This window comes from Campylobacter sp. LMG 17559 (assembly GCF_024723605.1).
GTDB lineage: Bacteria > Campylobacterota > Campylobacteria > Campylobacterales > Campylobacteraceae > Campylobacter_D.
On sequence record NZ_JANQCZ010000004.1, the window covers coordinates 104,647 to 118,839 of the forward strand.

Consider the following 14,193-nt stretch of genomic DNA (forward strand, 5'->3'; position numbering starts at 1 on the left):
ATGCAAATACTTGATTTTGAAAAATTAAACCAAAGCGAACAAGAATTAGCACTCAAGCGTCCTGCTATAAGCGCTAATGCACAGGTTAAAACCATAGTAGAACAAATCATTGAAGATGTCAAAATAAATGGCGATGAAGCTTTAAAACAAATGGCTGTAAAATTCGATAAAGTAGAGTTAAATTCCATCAAACTAAGCGATGAAGAGCTTAGTAATTTAGCAGAGCAAATTGATGATGAGTTAAAACAAGCTATTAAAATAGCTTATGAAAATATCTATAAATTCCACAAAGCTCAAGAAAGTAAAACCATAGAAGTTCAAACCTTTGAAGGGGTAACTTGTAAGGTGCTAACAAGAGCTATTGAAAAAGTAGGACTTTATATACCAGGAGGCTTAGCACCACTTTTTTCAACTGCACTCATGCTAGCTATCCCAGCTAAAATTGCAAAATGTAAATTTATAGCCTTAGCTTCCCCAGCACCACTACACCCTGCTATTGCTTTTGTAGCAAAACTTTGCAAAGTTGATGCAGTGTATCAAATAGGTGGAGCAGGAGCTATAGCAGCACTTGCTTATGGAACGCAAAGTGTGCAAAAAGTAGATAAAATTTTTGGCCCAGGAAATGCCTTTGTAACTGAAGCCAAAAAGCAAGTTAATAATCATGGAGTGGCTATTGATATGCAAGCAGGACCTTCTGAAGTGTTAGTTTTAGCAGATGAGTTTGCTAATGCTAAATTTATAGCTTCAGATTTACTCTCGCAAGCTGAGCATGGAGCAGATTCTCAAGCGATTTTAGTTTGCACAAGTGAAAAATTAGCCAAAGAAGTAGATAGTGAAGTTGCTTTACAGCTTGAAAAACTCTCGCGTAAAGAAATTGCTTCCAAATCTTTAGCACACTCTAAAATCATTCTTGCAAAAGATATAAAACATGCCATAAGTATTTCAAATGACTATGCACCTGAGCATTTGATCATTCACACGCAAAATCCATCTAGCTTGCTTGATGATATTATGCATGCAGGTTCAGTATTTTTAGGTGAGTATTCTCCAGAATCCATGGGAGATTATGCAAGTGGAACAAATCATGTATTGCCAACTTATGGTTTTACTAAGTCTTATTCTTCATTAGGGCTTGCTGATTTTATGAAAAGAATGACTGTACAAGAACTTAGTAAAGAAGGCTTTAAAAAGCTTGGGCCTGTGGTGGAAATTTTAGCAGCAGCTGAAGGGCTTGATGGGCATAAAAATGCCGTGAGTTTAAGATTAGAAAGTCTAAAATGAGTGTAAAAATTTTATTTATTGATAGAGATGGCACGCTCATTGATGAACCAAAAGATGATTTTCAAATCGATTCTTTGGAAAAACTTGAGTTTGAAAAAGGTGCCATCAATGCACTTTTAAAGTTAAAAAATTTTGGTTTTAAATTTGTTATGGTGAGTAATCAAGATGGCCTAGGCACAAATTCTTTTCCTAGGGAAAATTTTGACAAGGCTCATGAAAAAATGCTAAGTGTTTTTCAAAGTTGTGGTATAGAATTTGAAGATATTTTTATATGTCCACATTTTGAGCATGAAGATTGTGCCTGTAGGAAGCCAAAAACTGCCATGCTTGAAAACTATATCAAAAATAAACTTTATGATAAAAATAAAAGTTTTGTCATAGGTGATAGGGACAGCGATATGCTTTTGGCACAAAATCTTGGAATTCAAGGTTTAAAATATGATAAAAACGATTTTAACTGGGAGCAAATCGCTGATTTTATCTTGCAAAATTACCGCAGTGCCTGCATAGAGCGTAATACCAAAGAAACTCAAATTCAAGTTAAAATAGCTTTTAATGAAAAAGCAAAAGCTAATATAAAAACAAATATCGCATTTTTTGATCATATGTTAGAGCAAATTGCCACACATGCAAATATATCTTTAGAGATAAAATGCAAAGGGGATTTAGAAGTTGATGAACATCATAGCGTAGAAGATGTCGCACTTTCTTTGGGAGAGGCTATTAAAAATGCACTTGATCAAAAAATAGGCATTGCAAGATATGGCTTTGTTTTGCCTATGGATGAGTGCTTGGCAAGTTGTGCGATTGACTTTTGTAATAGACCGCATTTAGTTTATAAGGCTAAGTTTAAAAAAGAAAAGCTCGGAGAATTAAGCACAGAAATGATAGAGCATTTTTTCTACTCACTAAGTTATGCTATGGGTGCGAGTTTGCATTTAAAAGTTAAAGGCAAAAACGATCATCACAAGGCCGAAGGACTTTTTAAAGCCTTTGCAAGAGCTTTAAAAATGGCTATAAAAATAGAAAATGAAAACCTAGCAAGCTCTAAAGGAGTGATATGAAACTAGCGATTATAGATACAGGTTGTGCGAATTTAGCTTCTCTTGCTTTTGCAATTGAGCGTTTAGGGCAAAAAAGTATCATCACGCATGATTTAAAAGAACTCTCACAAGCAGATAAACTTTTGCTTCCTGGGGTTGGCACAGCAGCTAAAGCAATGGCTAATCTAAAAGCACTTAATTTAGAAAATTTTATCCAAACTACCACAAAACCACTTTTAGGTATTTGTCTTGGTATGCAAATTTTGGGTAAATTTTCAGAAGAATTACACCAAAAAACACTTGGTATTATGCCTTTTGATGTACAAAAATTCCAAGAAAAAGCAAATTTTACTTTCCCGCATATGGGGTGGAATCAAGTCTTTAGCTCACATGAACTTTTTAAAGGCTTAGATGGGGCTTATTTTTATTTTGTGCATAGTTATTGTGTGGGCTTAAATGAATACACCATCGCAGAGTGTGAGTACTCTACCAAATTTAGTGCAAGTTTAAATAAAGACAATTTTTATGGCGTGCAGTTTCACCCTGAAAGAAGTGGTGAAGCGGGTGAAGTGTTATTAAAAAATTTCATAAATATGTAGGTAAAAATGCAAACTCAAATCATTCCAGCATTAGACTTAATAGATGGTAAAGTAGTAAGGCTTTATAAAGGTGATTATGCTAAAAAGCAAGAATACAGCTTTGATCCTTTAGCTAAATTTCAAGAGTATGAGGCTCAAGGCATTGCTTGGCTTCACTTGGTGGATTTAAGCGGTGCAAAAGATCCTAGTAAAAGACAACTAAAACTCATAGAAAACCTAGCTTCTAAAATCAAAGTAAATCTTCAAGTAGGCGGAGGAATTCGCACTAAAGATGAGGTTAAAGCTTTGTTTGATAGTGGTGTTAAACGCGTAGTTATAGGCTCTTTAGCGGTTAAAAACAAAGCCTTTACACAAGAGCTTTTAAATGAATTTGGTGTAGAAAATATAGTCTTAGCGCTTGATAGTATTTGCGTTAAAGATGAGTTTTTTGTGGCCATTGATGCATGGAGTAAAACAAGCGATGATAAATTATTTGAGCTTTTAAATTTTTATAAAGATGTAAAGCACATTTTATGCACAGATATTTCTAAAGATGGCACGATGAGTGGAGCAAATATCGCTTTATATAAAGCTTTATATGAGAAATTTCCACATTTACAAACTCAAGCAAGCGGAGGCGTGGCAAGCTTAGAAGATTTTAAAAAGTTAAATGGCATAGTAAGTGGTATCATCGTAGGTAAAGCCTTGCTTGATAAAGAATTTAGCATAAAGGAGGCTCAAGAATGCTTGCAAAACGCATAATCGCATGTTTGGATGTAAAAGATGGTAGAGTAGTTAAAGGGGTGCAATTTAAAAACCATGAAGATATGGGCGATATCATCGAGCTTGCTAAATTTTACTCACAAAATGGCATTGATGAACTTGTGTTTTATGATATTACAGCTTCAGCTAAAAATGAGCGCATTGATAGAACTTGGGTAAGCAAGGTAGCACAAAATATCTCTATACCATTTTGCGTCGCAGGGGGTATAAAAAGCGAAGATGACGCAAAAGAGCTTTTAGCAAATGGTGCTGATAAAATTTCTATTAATTCCCCTGCTTTAAATGACCCTGATTTAATCTCACGCCTTGCAAAAAGCTTTGGAGTGCAATGCGTAGTTGTAGGTATAGATACTTTTAAAGATGAAAACAACGAGCTTTTAGTCTATAAATACACTGGAGATGAGAGTAAATCTCATCATAGCGGTAAAAAAACACTAGAATGGGTAAAGCAAGTATGCGAGCTAGGAGCGGGTGAAATCGTGCTAAATATGATGAATCAAGATGGTATGAGAAAGGGCTATGATCTTGATCAACTTGCTAAAGTTAGACAGATTTGCCCTGTGCCTTTAGTAGCAAGTGGTGGTGCAGGGGCCAAAGAGCATTTTTTAGATGCTTTTAAACTTGGTGTTGATGGAGCTTTAGCAGCTTCAGTGTTTCATAAAAAACTTATAGATATTAAAGAATTAAAACTATTTTTAAAAGATCAAGGCATACAAATTCGTATTTAAAGGAAAAGCTATGAAGATAAATGAAGAAGAATTTATAAAAAGCATTAACTGGCAAAAGGTTAATAACCTTGTTCCTGTGATCATTCAAGATTATCATTCTTGTGAAGTTTTAATGCAAGGCTTTATGAATGAACAAGCTCTAAGAGAGAGTTTTAAGCACCAAAAGGTTGTGTTTTACTCACGCACTAAAGAGCGTTTGTGGATGAAAGGTGAGCAAAGTGGGAATTTTTTACATATTATAGATATGGGACTTGATTGCGATAGAGATTGTATCTTGATTTTAGTTAAACCTAGCGGGGCTACTTGTCATACAGGTGATACTTCTTGCTTTGAAACACTTTCTAAAAAGGCTGATTTTGTATTTTTATCGCGTCTTGAAAGGCTGATTAATTCTCGTAAAACTACCTGTGCAAGCTCTTCTTACACGGCGGAACTTTTTTCAAAAGGTACTAAACGCATAGCACAAAAAGTAGGCGAAGAAGGCGTTGAAACGGCTTTAGCTGCTACTGTTAAAGACAAAGATGAGCTGATAAATGAAGCAGCTGATTTACTTTATCATTTAGATGTTTTATTAGCTGATGCGGATTTGAGTTTAAATGATGTGATTGCTAAATTAAAAGAAAGAAACAAAAGTTAAGCGTGATTTCTCACGCTTAATTAAGCAATATTTTTGAAAAGATTCACTGACTATATCGAGTAATTTTAAAAAAACTTTACACATTAAAATCTAATTTTTGATTTATTTTCTACTTTTTAATTTCATTTTATTTGTATTTTTGGAACACTTATTGCTTTATATCTGCATAAGCAATAGAAGATTGTGAGATATTCACAAAGCAATATTTTTTAAAGGATTTAATTATGATGAGATCTCTTTGGGCTGGGGTTTCTGGACTCCAAGCACACCAATACGCAATGGATGTAGAAGGTAACAACATAGCCAATGTTAATACATTTGGTTTTAAGTATTCTCGTGCGGATTTCTCAACGCTTATGAGTCAAACTTCTAAGATAGCTACAGCTCCAGATGGTAACCTAGGTGGTAAAAACCCTATGCAAGTAGGACTTGGTTCCGGTGTAAATTCTACTACTAGAATTCACTCTCAAGGTAATATCCAAACCACAGATAAAAACACCGATATGGCTATTAATGGGGATGGATTTTTCATCGTTTCAAATGATGGTGGTACTACTCAGTATTATACCCGTGCAGGTGACTTTAAAACAGATGCAGTAGGAAATTTCGTAGATAATAATGGCTATACTGTTCAAGGTTGGAACTATAATCAAGAAACAGGACAAATTGACTCTTCAACCTCAGTAGGCGATATAGTAATCCCACCTGGCATGAGTATGCCTGCTAGACCAAGTACTTCAGTAAGTCTTACAGCAAATTTAGATAGTGGTAATACCCTAGGTGCTAATGCTTCTGCTAAAAGACCTATTTATGCATTAGATTCTACTCATGGTCATAGGGAAGATACTGGAACAACTGTAGATGAAAATGATACTGGTCATACTGAGTTTTATACTACTTCAAAAAGTGGAGCCCAAGTAACAGAAAAAGGTGTAGATATGGGCGTGGTATTTAATGCTCAAGGCGAGGGCTTAAACCTAAGAGATGGTCAAGGTATATGGGTAAGTTATGCTGATGCTAAATGGTCTAGTAATCAAGCTTTTAATACTAGTCTTCCTACAACAGAGGCTGATATTCAAGCAAACACGCAGTATTCTTTTTGGGGATTTACTAGAGCCGATGGAACCCAAGTGCCTGCTACTTTAGATATAACTATTAATGGAACTAGAATCCAAGCTACAGGCGTGGGACAAGATACTTTTATCAATGCTATCAATGCTAAGACATCAGAAACAGGTGTAGTAGCTTCTATAGTAGATGGTAGAATGACATTTACCAATGATAATAGCACAGGAACTACATCAAAAACAAAAAATATCAATATTACTGTCGGTAACACAAATACAGCAGGTGAGAATATAAATGTAGGAGATGCTGGTACAATTCCTAATTTACAAGCACCTCAACCTGGAAACAATATTATAGGTGGAGCTCAGCAACCAATAAATGTTGTAACTGCTCATGAATATATTTATAGTGCAAACAATGTAGATATAGGAGCTAACCCAGACCCTAATGACGATACTACATGGCCTGATATGGCAGGAAGAAGAACTTTCCATACCACTGAGGATTTAAGAGAGCTTTTGCAAAGAGATGCTAGATGGGCCGTAGACTATGATGGAAGTGGAGGAAGAACAGAGGATGATGCTAATGCTGGTGTAAAAGTAGTAGTAGAAAGTGATGGTAGATTTAAAATCACAAATCCTGCTCAAGAAGGTGCAAAAGACATGACTTTTAAAGTTACAGGTTATTCTAATGAGGCTAATAAAATCGCTACTAATGATAAATTTACAGCTATGTTTAGTGCCTTAGATGGAAATTTCAATGCAGGTAATAATGAAAAATACTCTCAAGACATGTATCTTTCAGCTCATACTGCTAGTATAGAAATCTTTGACTCATTAGGAACTAGACATGAGTTAACTGTGCAATTTACTAAGCAAAGTAAAACAGCAGATGGTGGAGCTGAGTGGTCTATTATCATCTCAGTGCCTGAGCCTGCAGAGATTAATTTCAGTGGTGATGGAGCTCCAGGAAACATAGTAGTAGGAAATTTAAGATTTGGCAATGATGGCTCGCTTCAAAGCTATACACCAAATGTGCTAAATTTCACTGGAAATAACGGCTCAAAACCTGATCAAGTTATAAAACTTGACTTTGGTACAACAGGTGGTTTTGATGGTTTAACAAGCTATGATAAAGACTCAGCTACCACTAAACAAGAAACAGATGGTTACACAGGGGGTAACTTAAAGCCAGATGCATTAAGAACTGATGAGAATGGTTATATCTATGGAGAATTTACAAATGGTAAAACTCTAGCTCTAGCTAAGGTTGCTCTGGCTACTTTCCCAAATAATATGGGTCTTGAAGAAATGGGTAATAACCTTTTCAAAGCAACAGCAAATTCAGGAACACCTACTATAGGTCATGCTGGTGAAGGTGGTAGAGGGGGCTTAAAAGGCTCAGCTATAGAAATGTCAAACGTTGATTTAAGTCGTGCATTAACTGAGCTTATCGTAATCCAAAGGGGCTATCAAGCAAACTCAAAAACGATTACCACAAGTGATCAGCTTTTAAATACTTTGCTTCAATTAAAACAATAATTCTAACCCAAGGTTTTAAAACCTTGGGATCAAGCTTTACAAGGTTATCAAGGTAGCCTTGTAATACTTGATGACCTTGAAGCCTTCAATCTATTGCTAACTCACTTCTTTCTTGCCTTAAGGAGTGAGTAGCATGATTTGCATATCGACAAGTTAAAATAAAAATTTATAAACTTTGATTTTTAAAATTTATCATTAATGGTTCTAGCCATTTAGTAGTTTCAAATACTTCTAGTTTATTGTTTTTAAATTCTAAGAGTTTTTTATAATTTTGAGTATTATCAAAAATAGTAATGTGATTACAAAATTTAGCAATGGTGTTAAAATTTTGTAAAGACTCATAGTATCTTTTTTCTATAAGTTCTTCTTTAATATCATGTCCACCTTTAGCAACGCGAATTTTAACTCTTTGTTTTGCTGTGCTTGGAGAGTCTAGTCCGATGTAGTAAAGATTTATAGTATAGGAATTTTTCTGTAGTTTTTTGAATAAAGATAAAATGCTAGTGCCACAAAGTGTGGTTTCTTGGTTAAAGTCATAAGCTTTTTTGATATAGTTTTCACGCATTTTAATGGCTATCCTTGAAGCTCTAAATTGATCTTCTTGATTTTTCCAATCCCCAAAGCTACTTACGATTTCATCGATGTTGATTCTAAGTCCAAAGTCTTTGTTTTTTTCAAGTTCATTATAATACAAGGTAGTTTTTCCAGATCCATTAACACCTGCAAAAATAGTAGCTATTTTTTTCATTAATAAAGCCTTTATTGATTGATGAGAAATTTTAACATAAATTATTTATAAGTGTTTTGAAAATAAATATAAAGTTTTTTAAAAAAGGTTCGATATAGTCAGTGAATCTTTTCAAAAATATTGCTTAATTAAGCGTGAGAAATCACGCTTAACTTCTTTTTGATTTTATTTAACTTTCTTTTATTAATCAAACTCAGATAAGAAATCAAAGATAAAAATGCACAAGTTCCTAAAATAAGCGATAAAAATATAGGTGTATTGGCATTTAAAAGACTTACTAAAAATGCCATTATTCCCGCCATAGCAAATTGCGCTGCCCCTAAGAGTGCTGAAGCACTACCTGCATTTTGTTTTGATCTTGCCATAGCTAAAGTGGTGGTATTTGGTAGGATAAAACCCAAACTTGCTATGATTAAACATAAAGGAATTTCAAAAGCCCAAAAACCTAGATCAAAAGTTGCTCCTAAAATAAGTAAAAAAGTTAAAAAGGTAATCATCATAAGCGCTCTTGGTAAAACATAATAAGGCGAGAGTTTAAGAACTATCCTTGCGTTTATATTAGCACATACAACAAAACTTAAAGCATGAGCTCCAAAAAGGGCTGCGTATTGTTGAGGACTGAGTTCAAAAACACGAGTAAAAACAAAAGATGAACCGGTTAAATAAGCAAAAAATCCTGCAAAGATTAAATTCCCACAAAGCAAATACACCACAAAACGACGATCTTTTAAGATTTTTTTGTAACTTTTTGCAACTTCTTTGTGATTAAATTTTTTACCTTGGGTGTTGAGGTTGCTTTCTTTTAGAGAAAAAATAACAAGCAAAAATAAAATAAAACCTAAGATAAACAATGTCAAAAATATACTACGCCAAGAAAAAAACTCAAGCAAAATCCCACCAAAAGTAGGGGAAAGCATAGGTGCTAAAGAAGTAAAAACCATCATTAAAGCATAAACTCCCGCTGCTTCTTTAAGCTCAAAAACATCATTTACTATAGCTCTTGCTACAACTACACCCACACAACCTCCCAAAGCTTCAAAAAAACGCAAAGCTATAAATGCATGAATGGAATCAACTAAAACACAAGCAATACTTGAAGAAATAAAAAGAAAAAGTCCTATATATAAAGGTTTTTTTCTACCATATACATCACTTAATGGCCCATAAAAAAGCTGACCCAAAGAAAAGGCTATAAAAAAACTTGCAAGAGAAAGTTGAGTGTAAAAAGAATTTGTTTGAAAGCTTTTTTCTACTTCATTTAAAGCAGGTAAATACATATCGGTTGAAAGTGGTGCTATAGCAGATAAAAAGCCTAGTATAAAAATGAGTTTGAGTTTTTCAAAACCTTTTATTTGAGTGCGTTTTTGCATACAAAATCCTAAAATATTTTTACCATTGTATAGCAAAAAGTCTAAAATAAACAATAATTTACATTTTTTAAAGGCAAATAAGATAAAATTAAATTAAAAAACAATCAAGGAAAAGTTATGAATATGCCTTTTAGTGATGAGGAATTAATCGAACCTGTAAAAGCAAGTTTGGCTAAAACTATGCATATTTTAGAAAATGATGGTGGTGGACTTGATTTTTTAGGGGTTAAAAATGGCGTGGTTTATGTGAAGCTAACCGGAGCTTGTCATGGTTGTCCTTCAAGTGGAACGACTTTGAAATATGGCTTAGAAAAACAGCTTAAAATCGACATACACCCAGATATAACTATAGTAAATTTAGCAGGCGGGGAAAGCGAATTTGCAAAATTATAAAAAAATAGCCATAGAATGCTTTTATAAAAAAGATTTTAAAAACGCTAAGATGTATTTTTCTCTTGCTTATGAAAAGCGTAAAAATAAAAGACTTTTAACTTTTATTAATATTTGCGATTTAGCTTTAAAAAGCCCTGAAGAAGCTTTTGTGTTTTTTGAGTTTTTTATGCAAAATTATAAAAATACTAAAGTAGATAAAGATATTGAAAAACTCATTAGTCTTAGTCAAAGTGTGCAGTATGAAGAAGAAAGTGAAGACTTTGAGGGGTTGAGTTATCAAGATTTTTTACTTAGTGAAGCAAAAGTTGGGTTTAAACAAGCTTTGGAAAATGTTATAATATCGAATAAACTTATCATTAATGATAAAGAAGATTTTGTGGATTTTTTAGAAAAACTTTTAGAGCATGGTTATAAAGATATGCTTGTAGCCTATATGGAAGATGTTTCGGTGCATTTTTATTCTAATTATAGATTTATCAAGCTTAGTGAGAAAATCAAGGAATTAAATTATGATAGTAAAGATTGAAAATACTTTCATTTGTGATAATTCTAATGAATGCGAAAAAGATTGTTTTTTCTTAAAAACTGCTCAAAATGAAAAATTTCTTCACCAAGCTTTAGAAAAACAAGCAAAAGTTATAAATATAGCTGAGTGCAAGAAACTTTTAAATATAGATGAAAATATAAAAATCATAGGCATTACAGGCACAAATGGCAAGACAACTACTGCAGGGGCTATTTACTCTATCTTGCTTGATTTAGGTTATAAATGTGCCTTGATGGGAACTAGGGGTAGTTTTATAAATGATAAAAATATCTCTCCAAAAGGCTTAACCACTGCTCCTATTTTGCAAACTTTAGAGCTTTTATCTTTAGCAAGTAAGGAAAAATGTGAATTTTTAATTATGGAAGTAAGCTCACATGCTTTGGTACAAAACCGCATTGAAGGGCTTGAGTTTAAGGCTAAAATTTTTACGAATATCACTCAAGATCATTTAGATTTTCATGGAAGCTTTCAAAACTATCAAGCGGCAAAAGAAAGTTTTTTTACCGATGAGTGTATGAAATTTATCAATAAAGACGTAAAAGCTATAAATTTTAATGTCAAAGGTGCTTTTACTTATGGAGTAGAAAATCCAAGTTATTATCATATCAAAGCTTATGCTTTAAAAAATGGCATTGAAGCTGTGGTAAATTTTGGCAAAGAAACTTTTATGATTGATTCTTCTTTAGTGGGGCTTTTTAATCTTTATAATCTTTTGGCTGCAAGTGCTTGTGTGAATGAACTTGTTAAGCCAAATTTAAAAGAACTTGAAAAGGCCATTAGTAATTTTGGCGGCATTGAGGGTAGAATGCAAGTAGTTGCAAAAGATGTGATTGTGGATTTTGCTCATACGCCCGATGGTATAGAAAAAGTTTTAGATGCTTTAAAATATCGCGATTTGATTGTGGTTTTTGGAGCAGGGGGAGATAGGGATAAAACTAAGCGTCCATTAATGGCTAAAATCGCCAAACATTATGCTAAAAAACTCATCATCACAAGTGATAATCCACGCTCAGAAGAGCCTATGGATATCATTAATGATATTTTAAGTGGTATAGAAAAAGATGAGAGTGTTTTTATAGAATGTGATAGAAAAGAAGCAATCAAAAAAGCATTAGAGCTTAAAACTAAAAATGATTTTGTAGTGATTTTGGGTAAGGGCGATGAGACTTATCAAGAGATTAAAGGAGTAAAATATCCTTTTAATGATAAAGAAGTGGTATTAGAGATATTAAAAGAAGGAAAATAAATGTTTGAAAATATGGATTTTTCTAAAATGGGCGAGCTTTTAACTAAGGCTCAAGAAAAAGCAAATGAATTAGAGCAAGAAGCTTTAAAAAAAGAATTTAGCGCAAAAAGTGGCGGTGGTTTAGTAAAAGTTAGCGCTAATGGAAAAGGTGAAATCATCGATATAAATATTGATGATTCTTTGCTTGAAGATAAAGAATCTATGCAAATTTTATTGATCGCTGCGATTAATGATGTAATGAAAATGGTAGAACAAAATAAAAAATCAATGGCTAGTAATTTATTTAGCGGAATGGGAATGCTATGAGAATTTTACTTTGTATTTTGGGTATAACTGGTGTACTTTTTGCTGTGCCAAGACCGACTTTTAATGATTTTTTGGGTTGTTATGAAAAAAATAAAGCTAGTATGTTAATTTATGAAGGCTTACCTGCTTTTGCTTTAAATGAAAACACCCTAGCAGTAGTTAAAACTAAAAATGCAAAATTAAACAGCTATACTAAATATGATCCTTATTTAAATTTATATTTAGTAAAAACTGATTTTAGTTTAATCCCAGCGCCTATGGGAAATGAAGAAGAATTAACACGCAATAGCTGGGTGGGAATTTTAGATAATAACCAAAGTTATATAGGACATTTGAAGTATTTTGGACAAAGTTTAACAGAGCGTGATCAACTTGATTTTACTTCTAAAATCGGAGAGCTTAACTCACCATGTTGTAAAATGCTTGGTATAAGCTTAGAAGATGGCAAACTTATAGGTAATCGCTATTTAAAACACTTTGCAAAATATCCTGATGTTTATTGGGGTGATATAGGTGTGGATTTTGATATGCGTGATGGCAAAATTTATGTTAAAAATGTACGTAAAAATGGACAATTTTTACTTAATGATGAGCTTGTGAGTGTAGATGGACAAGTTTATGATGATATAAGAAAATTAAATGAGAAAATTTTATTTGCTGATCGTGGTGCAACTTTGTATTTTAATATGCTAAGGGATAATAAAGATGTCAATATTTCTACGACAGTTTTTGATAAAGATTTGGGTATATTTGCTAAGCCTAAAAAAGTAGTTCAAGCTAAGCCAACTTCTTTTTATAGCAATCTAGGATTGCGCGTAGATATGAAAATGAATGTTACAGAGGTAACTCCAAATTCTAAAGCGCAAATGGCTGGATTTTTAAAAGGAGATAAGATTTTAAGAATTAATAATCAAAAAATCAATAATTTCAATGAGCTTCAAGCCATATTAACTCAAGCTAATACTTTTGATGTTTTGGTTTCAAGACAAGCAAGTAATATCCCTTCAGCGAAAAATAATGATTTTGAGCATTTTAATAAAGGATACTTTGACTTTTTTATAAGGCTAAATAAGTGATTTTAGAAAAATTCAAACAGCATTTAGAGCAAAATTTTCCAAAAACTCAAAGCTTTCATCCCTTTTTCAATGAAGCTTTAAAATGGATGTTAGAAGCTGGTGGGAAGCATTTTAGAGCCCAACTGCTTTTAGGGATAGTGAATGCTAAAAATCCTGCTTTGTTTGAAAAGGCTTTAAATGCGGCTTTGGCTTTGGAATTTATCCACACTTACTCTTTAATACATGATGATTTGCCTGCTATGGATAATGCCTCTTTGCGCAGAGGAAAGCAAACTTTACATAAAAAATATGATGAAACCACAGCTATTTTAGTGGGCGATGCTTTAAATACTCAAGCTTTTTTGCTACTTTCAAGACTTGATTTAAAAGAAAATGTTAGATTAAAACTCATAGAAACTTTAGCTTTTAATGCAGGGCTTGGTGGTATGATTATCGGTCAGGCGATTGATTGTTATTTTGAAGATATACCTTTAAATTTAGAGCAAGTTGAGTTTTTGCATATTCATAAAACTGCAAGATTGATTGCAGCAGCTTTAAAAATGGGCTGTGAAATTTGTGAGTTAGATGAAAAAGAATGTGAGCAAATTTATGAAATAGGGCTTTTGATGGGATTAGTTTTTCAAATCAAAGATGACATTATCGATGCGACTTTAGACACGAAAGAAGCAGGAAAACCAACTCATAATGATTTGCATAAAAATTCTTTTGTAAAACTTTTGGGTTTAGAAGGTGCTAAAAAGGCAAAAGATGATAAAATAGCTTTATGCGAAGAAAAAATGAAAAATTTAGATTCTAAGCTTGCTAATGAGCTTCAAATTTTGATTGATAAATATTTAAAAGGTTAAACA

At 33.1% G+C, this 14,193-nt stretch carries 15 protein-coding genes; 13 read left to right on the forward strand and 2 right to left on the reverse strand.

Features of this window, described 5'->3' with window-relative positions; translation table 11 throughout:
• The 7 genes from hisD (at position 1) to flgE (ending at position 7,659) form a co-directional block, all read left to right on the forward strand.
• Positions 1-1,281 carry a histidinol dehydrogenase gene (gene hisD, locus CAMP5082_RS03260; protein WP_337205889.1) on the forward strand — a complete coding sequence of 427 codons (1,281 nt, stop codon included), beginning with the start codon at positions 1-3 and terminating at the stop codon, positions 1,279-1,281.
• Positions 1,278-2,345: a bifunctional histidinol-phosphatase/imidazoleglycerol-phosphate dehydratase HisB gene (gene hisB / locus CAMP5082_RS03265; RefSeq protein WP_337205890.1), complete on the forward strand. Its 1,068-nt coding sequence runs from the start codon at positions 1,278-1,280 to the stop codon at positions 2,343-2,345. The genes hisD and hisB overlap by 4 nt, the downstream gene beginning before the upstream one ends.
• Positions 2,342-2,923, forward strand: coding sequence for an imidazole glycerol phosphate synthase subunit HisH (hisH, locus tag CAMP5082_RS03270; protein ID WP_337205891.1), 582 nt, complete (start codon positions 2,342-2,344; stop codon positions 2,921-2,923). The genes hisB and hisH overlap by 4 nt, the downstream gene beginning before the upstream one ends.
• A 6-nt stretch (positions 2,924-2,929) precedes the next feature.
• Positions 2,930-3,664 (forward strand): 1-(5-phosphoribosyl)-5-[(5-phosphoribosylamino)methylideneamino]imidazole-4-carboxamide isomerase, encoded by a 735-nt coding sequence (gene hisA / locus CAMP5082_RS03275; protein WP_337205892.1) that lies wholly within the window; start codon positions 2,930-2,932, stop codon positions 3,662-3,664.
• Positions 3,646-4,413 carry an imidazole glycerol phosphate synthase subunit HisF gene (gene hisF / locus CAMP5082_RS03280; protein WP_039625107.1) on the forward strand — a complete coding sequence of 256 codons (768 nt, stop codon included), beginning with the start codon at positions 3,646-3,648 and terminating at the stop codon, positions 4,411-4,413. Before hisA ends, hisF begins: the two co-directional genes overlap by 19 nt.
• A gap of 10 nt (positions 4,414-4,423) precedes the next feature.
• Positions 4,424-5,050, forward strand: a complete 627-nt coding sequence (gene hisIE, locus CAMP5082_RS03285) for a bifunctional phosphoribosyl-AMP cyclohydrolase/phosphoribosyl-ATP diphosphatase HisIE (RefSeq protein ID WP_257928252.1) — start codon at positions 4,424-4,426, stop codon at positions 5,048-5,050.
• Positions 5,051-5,274: 224 nt separating this feature from the next.
• Positions 5,275-7,659: a flagellar hook protein FlgE gene (gene flgE, locus CAMP5082_RS03290; RefSeq protein ID WP_337205893.1), complete on the forward strand. Its 2,385-nt coding sequence runs from the start codon at positions 5,275-5,277 to the stop codon at positions 7,657-7,659.
• A 166-nt stretch (positions 7,660-7,825) separates the two neighbouring features.
• On the opposite strand, the gene CAMP5082_RS03295 is transcribed toward flgE, so the two are convergent.
• Together CAMP5082_RS03295 and CAMP5082_RS03300 are read right to left on the reverse strand one after the other, a co-directional pair.
• The gene (locus tag CAMP5082_RS03295) at positions 7,826-8,407 is read right to left on the reverse strand and encodes a zeta toxin family protein (protein ID WP_263725026.1); all 582 of its coding nucleotides are present in this window, start codon (positions 8,405-8,407) and stop codon (positions 7,826-7,828) included.
• 128 nt (positions 8,408-8,535) lie between these two features.
• Positions 8,536-9,777, reverse strand: coding sequence for a multidrug effflux MFS transporter (locus tag CAMP5082_RS03300; protein ID WP_263706933.1), 1,242 nt, complete (start codon positions 9,775-9,777; stop codon positions 8,536-8,538).
• Positions 9,778-9,900: 123 nt separating this feature from the next.
• On the opposite strand from CAMP5082_RS03300, the gene CAMP5082_RS03305 reads away from it, so the two are divergent.
• The 6 genes from CAMP5082_RS03305 to CAMP5082_RS03330 are packed head-to-tail and all read left to right on the forward strand — an operon-like array spanning position 9,901 to position 14,190.
• A complete protein-coding gene (locus tag CAMP5082_RS03305; protein WP_041570315.1) occupies positions 9,901-10,170 on the forward strand; it encodes a NifU family protein in 270 nt (89 codons plus the stop codon).
• A complete protein-coding gene (locus CAMP5082_RS03310) occupies positions 10,157-10,696 on the forward strand; it encodes a histidine kinase (RefSeq protein WP_263663742.1) in 540 nt (179 codons plus the stop codon). Before CAMP5082_RS03305 ends, CAMP5082_RS03310 begins: the two co-directional genes overlap by 14 nt.
• Positions 10,680-11,963, forward strand: a complete 1,284-nt coding sequence (locus tag CAMP5082_RS03315) for a UDP-N-acetylmuramoyl-L-alanyl-D-glutamate--2,6-diaminopimelate ligase (RefSeq protein ID WP_337205894.1) — start codon at positions 10,680-10,682, stop codon at positions 11,961-11,963. The genes CAMP5082_RS03310 and CAMP5082_RS03315 overlap by 17 nt, the downstream gene beginning before the upstream one ends.
• Positions 11,964-12,269, forward strand: coding sequence for a YbaB/EbfC family nucleoid-associated protein (locus tag CAMP5082_RS03320; RefSeq protein WP_039667857.1), 306 nt, complete (start codon positions 11,964-11,966; stop codon positions 12,267-12,269).
• On the forward strand, positions 12,266-13,345 hold the full coding sequence (locus CAMP5082_RS03325; protein WP_337205895.1) for a DUF7488 domain-containing protein: 1,080 nt from the start codon (positions 12,266-12,268) through the stop codon (positions 13,343-13,345). Before CAMP5082_RS03320 ends, CAMP5082_RS03325 begins: the two co-directional genes overlap by 4 nt.
• Positions 13,345-14,190: a polyprenyl synthetase family protein gene (locus tag CAMP5082_RS03330; RefSeq protein WP_337205914.1), complete on the forward strand. Its 846-nt coding sequence runs from the start codon at positions 13,345-13,347 to the stop codon at positions 14,188-14,190. Before CAMP5082_RS03325 ends, CAMP5082_RS03330 begins: the two co-directional genes overlap by 1 nt.
• The last annotated feature ends 3 nt before the right edge of the window (positions 14,191-14,193 follow it).

What these genes read in the sequence shown, in the direction of transcription:
- hisIE (WP_257928252.1), top strand. Translation starts at nt 4,424, where the DNA reads ATGAAGATAAATGAAGAAGAATTTATAAAAAGCATTAACTGGCAAAAG.
- CAMP5082_RS03305 (WP_041570315.1), top strand. Translation starts at nt 9,901, where the DNA reads ATGCCTTTTAGTGATGAGGAATTAATCGAACCTGTAAAAGCAAGTTTG.
- hisA (WP_337205892.1), top strand. Translation starts at nt 2,930, where the DNA reads ATGCAAACTCAAATCATTCCAGCATTAGACTTAATAGATGGTAAAGTA.
- hisF (WP_039625107.1), top strand. Translation starts at nt 3,646, where the DNA reads ATGCTTGCAAAACGCATAATCGCATGTTTGGATGTAAAAGATGGTAGA.
- flgE (WP_337205893.1), top strand. Translation starts at nt 5,275, where the DNA reads ATGATGAGATCTCTTTGGGCTGGGGTTTCTGGACTCCAAGCACACCAA.
- CAMP5082_RS03300 (WP_263706933.1), bottom strand. Translation starts at nt 9,777, where the DNA reads ATGCAAAAACGCACTCAAATAAAAGGTTTTGAAAAACTCAAACTCATT.
- CAMP5082_RS03320 (WP_039667857.1), top strand. Translation starts at nt 11,964, where the DNA reads ATGTTTGAAAATATGGATTTTTCTAAAATGGGCGAGCTTTTAACTAAG.
- hisH (WP_337205891.1), top strand. Translation starts at nt 2,342, where the DNA reads ATGAAACTAGCGATTATAGATACAGGTTGTGCGAATTTAGCTTCTCTT.
- CAMP5082_RS03325 (WP_337205895.1), top strand. Translation starts at nt 12,266, where the DNA reads ATGAGAATTTTACTTTGTATTTTGGGTATAACTGGTGTACTTTTTGCT.
- CAMP5082_RS03315 (WP_337205894.1), top strand. Translation starts at nt 10,680, where the DNA reads ATGATAGTAAAGATTGAAAATACTTTCATTTGTGATAATTCTAATGAA.
- hisB (WP_337205890.1), top strand. Translation starts at nt 1,278, where the DNA reads ATGAGTGTAAAAATTTTATTTATTGATAGAGATGGCACGCTCATTGAT.
- CAMP5082_RS03295 (WP_263725026.1), bottom strand. Translation starts at nt 8,407, where the DNA reads ATGAAAAAAATAGCTACTATTTTTGCAGGTGTTAATGGATCTGGAAAA.
- hisD (WP_337205889.1), top strand. Translation starts at nt 1, where the DNA reads ATGCAAATACTTGATTTTGAAAAATTAAACCAAAGCGAACAAGAATTA.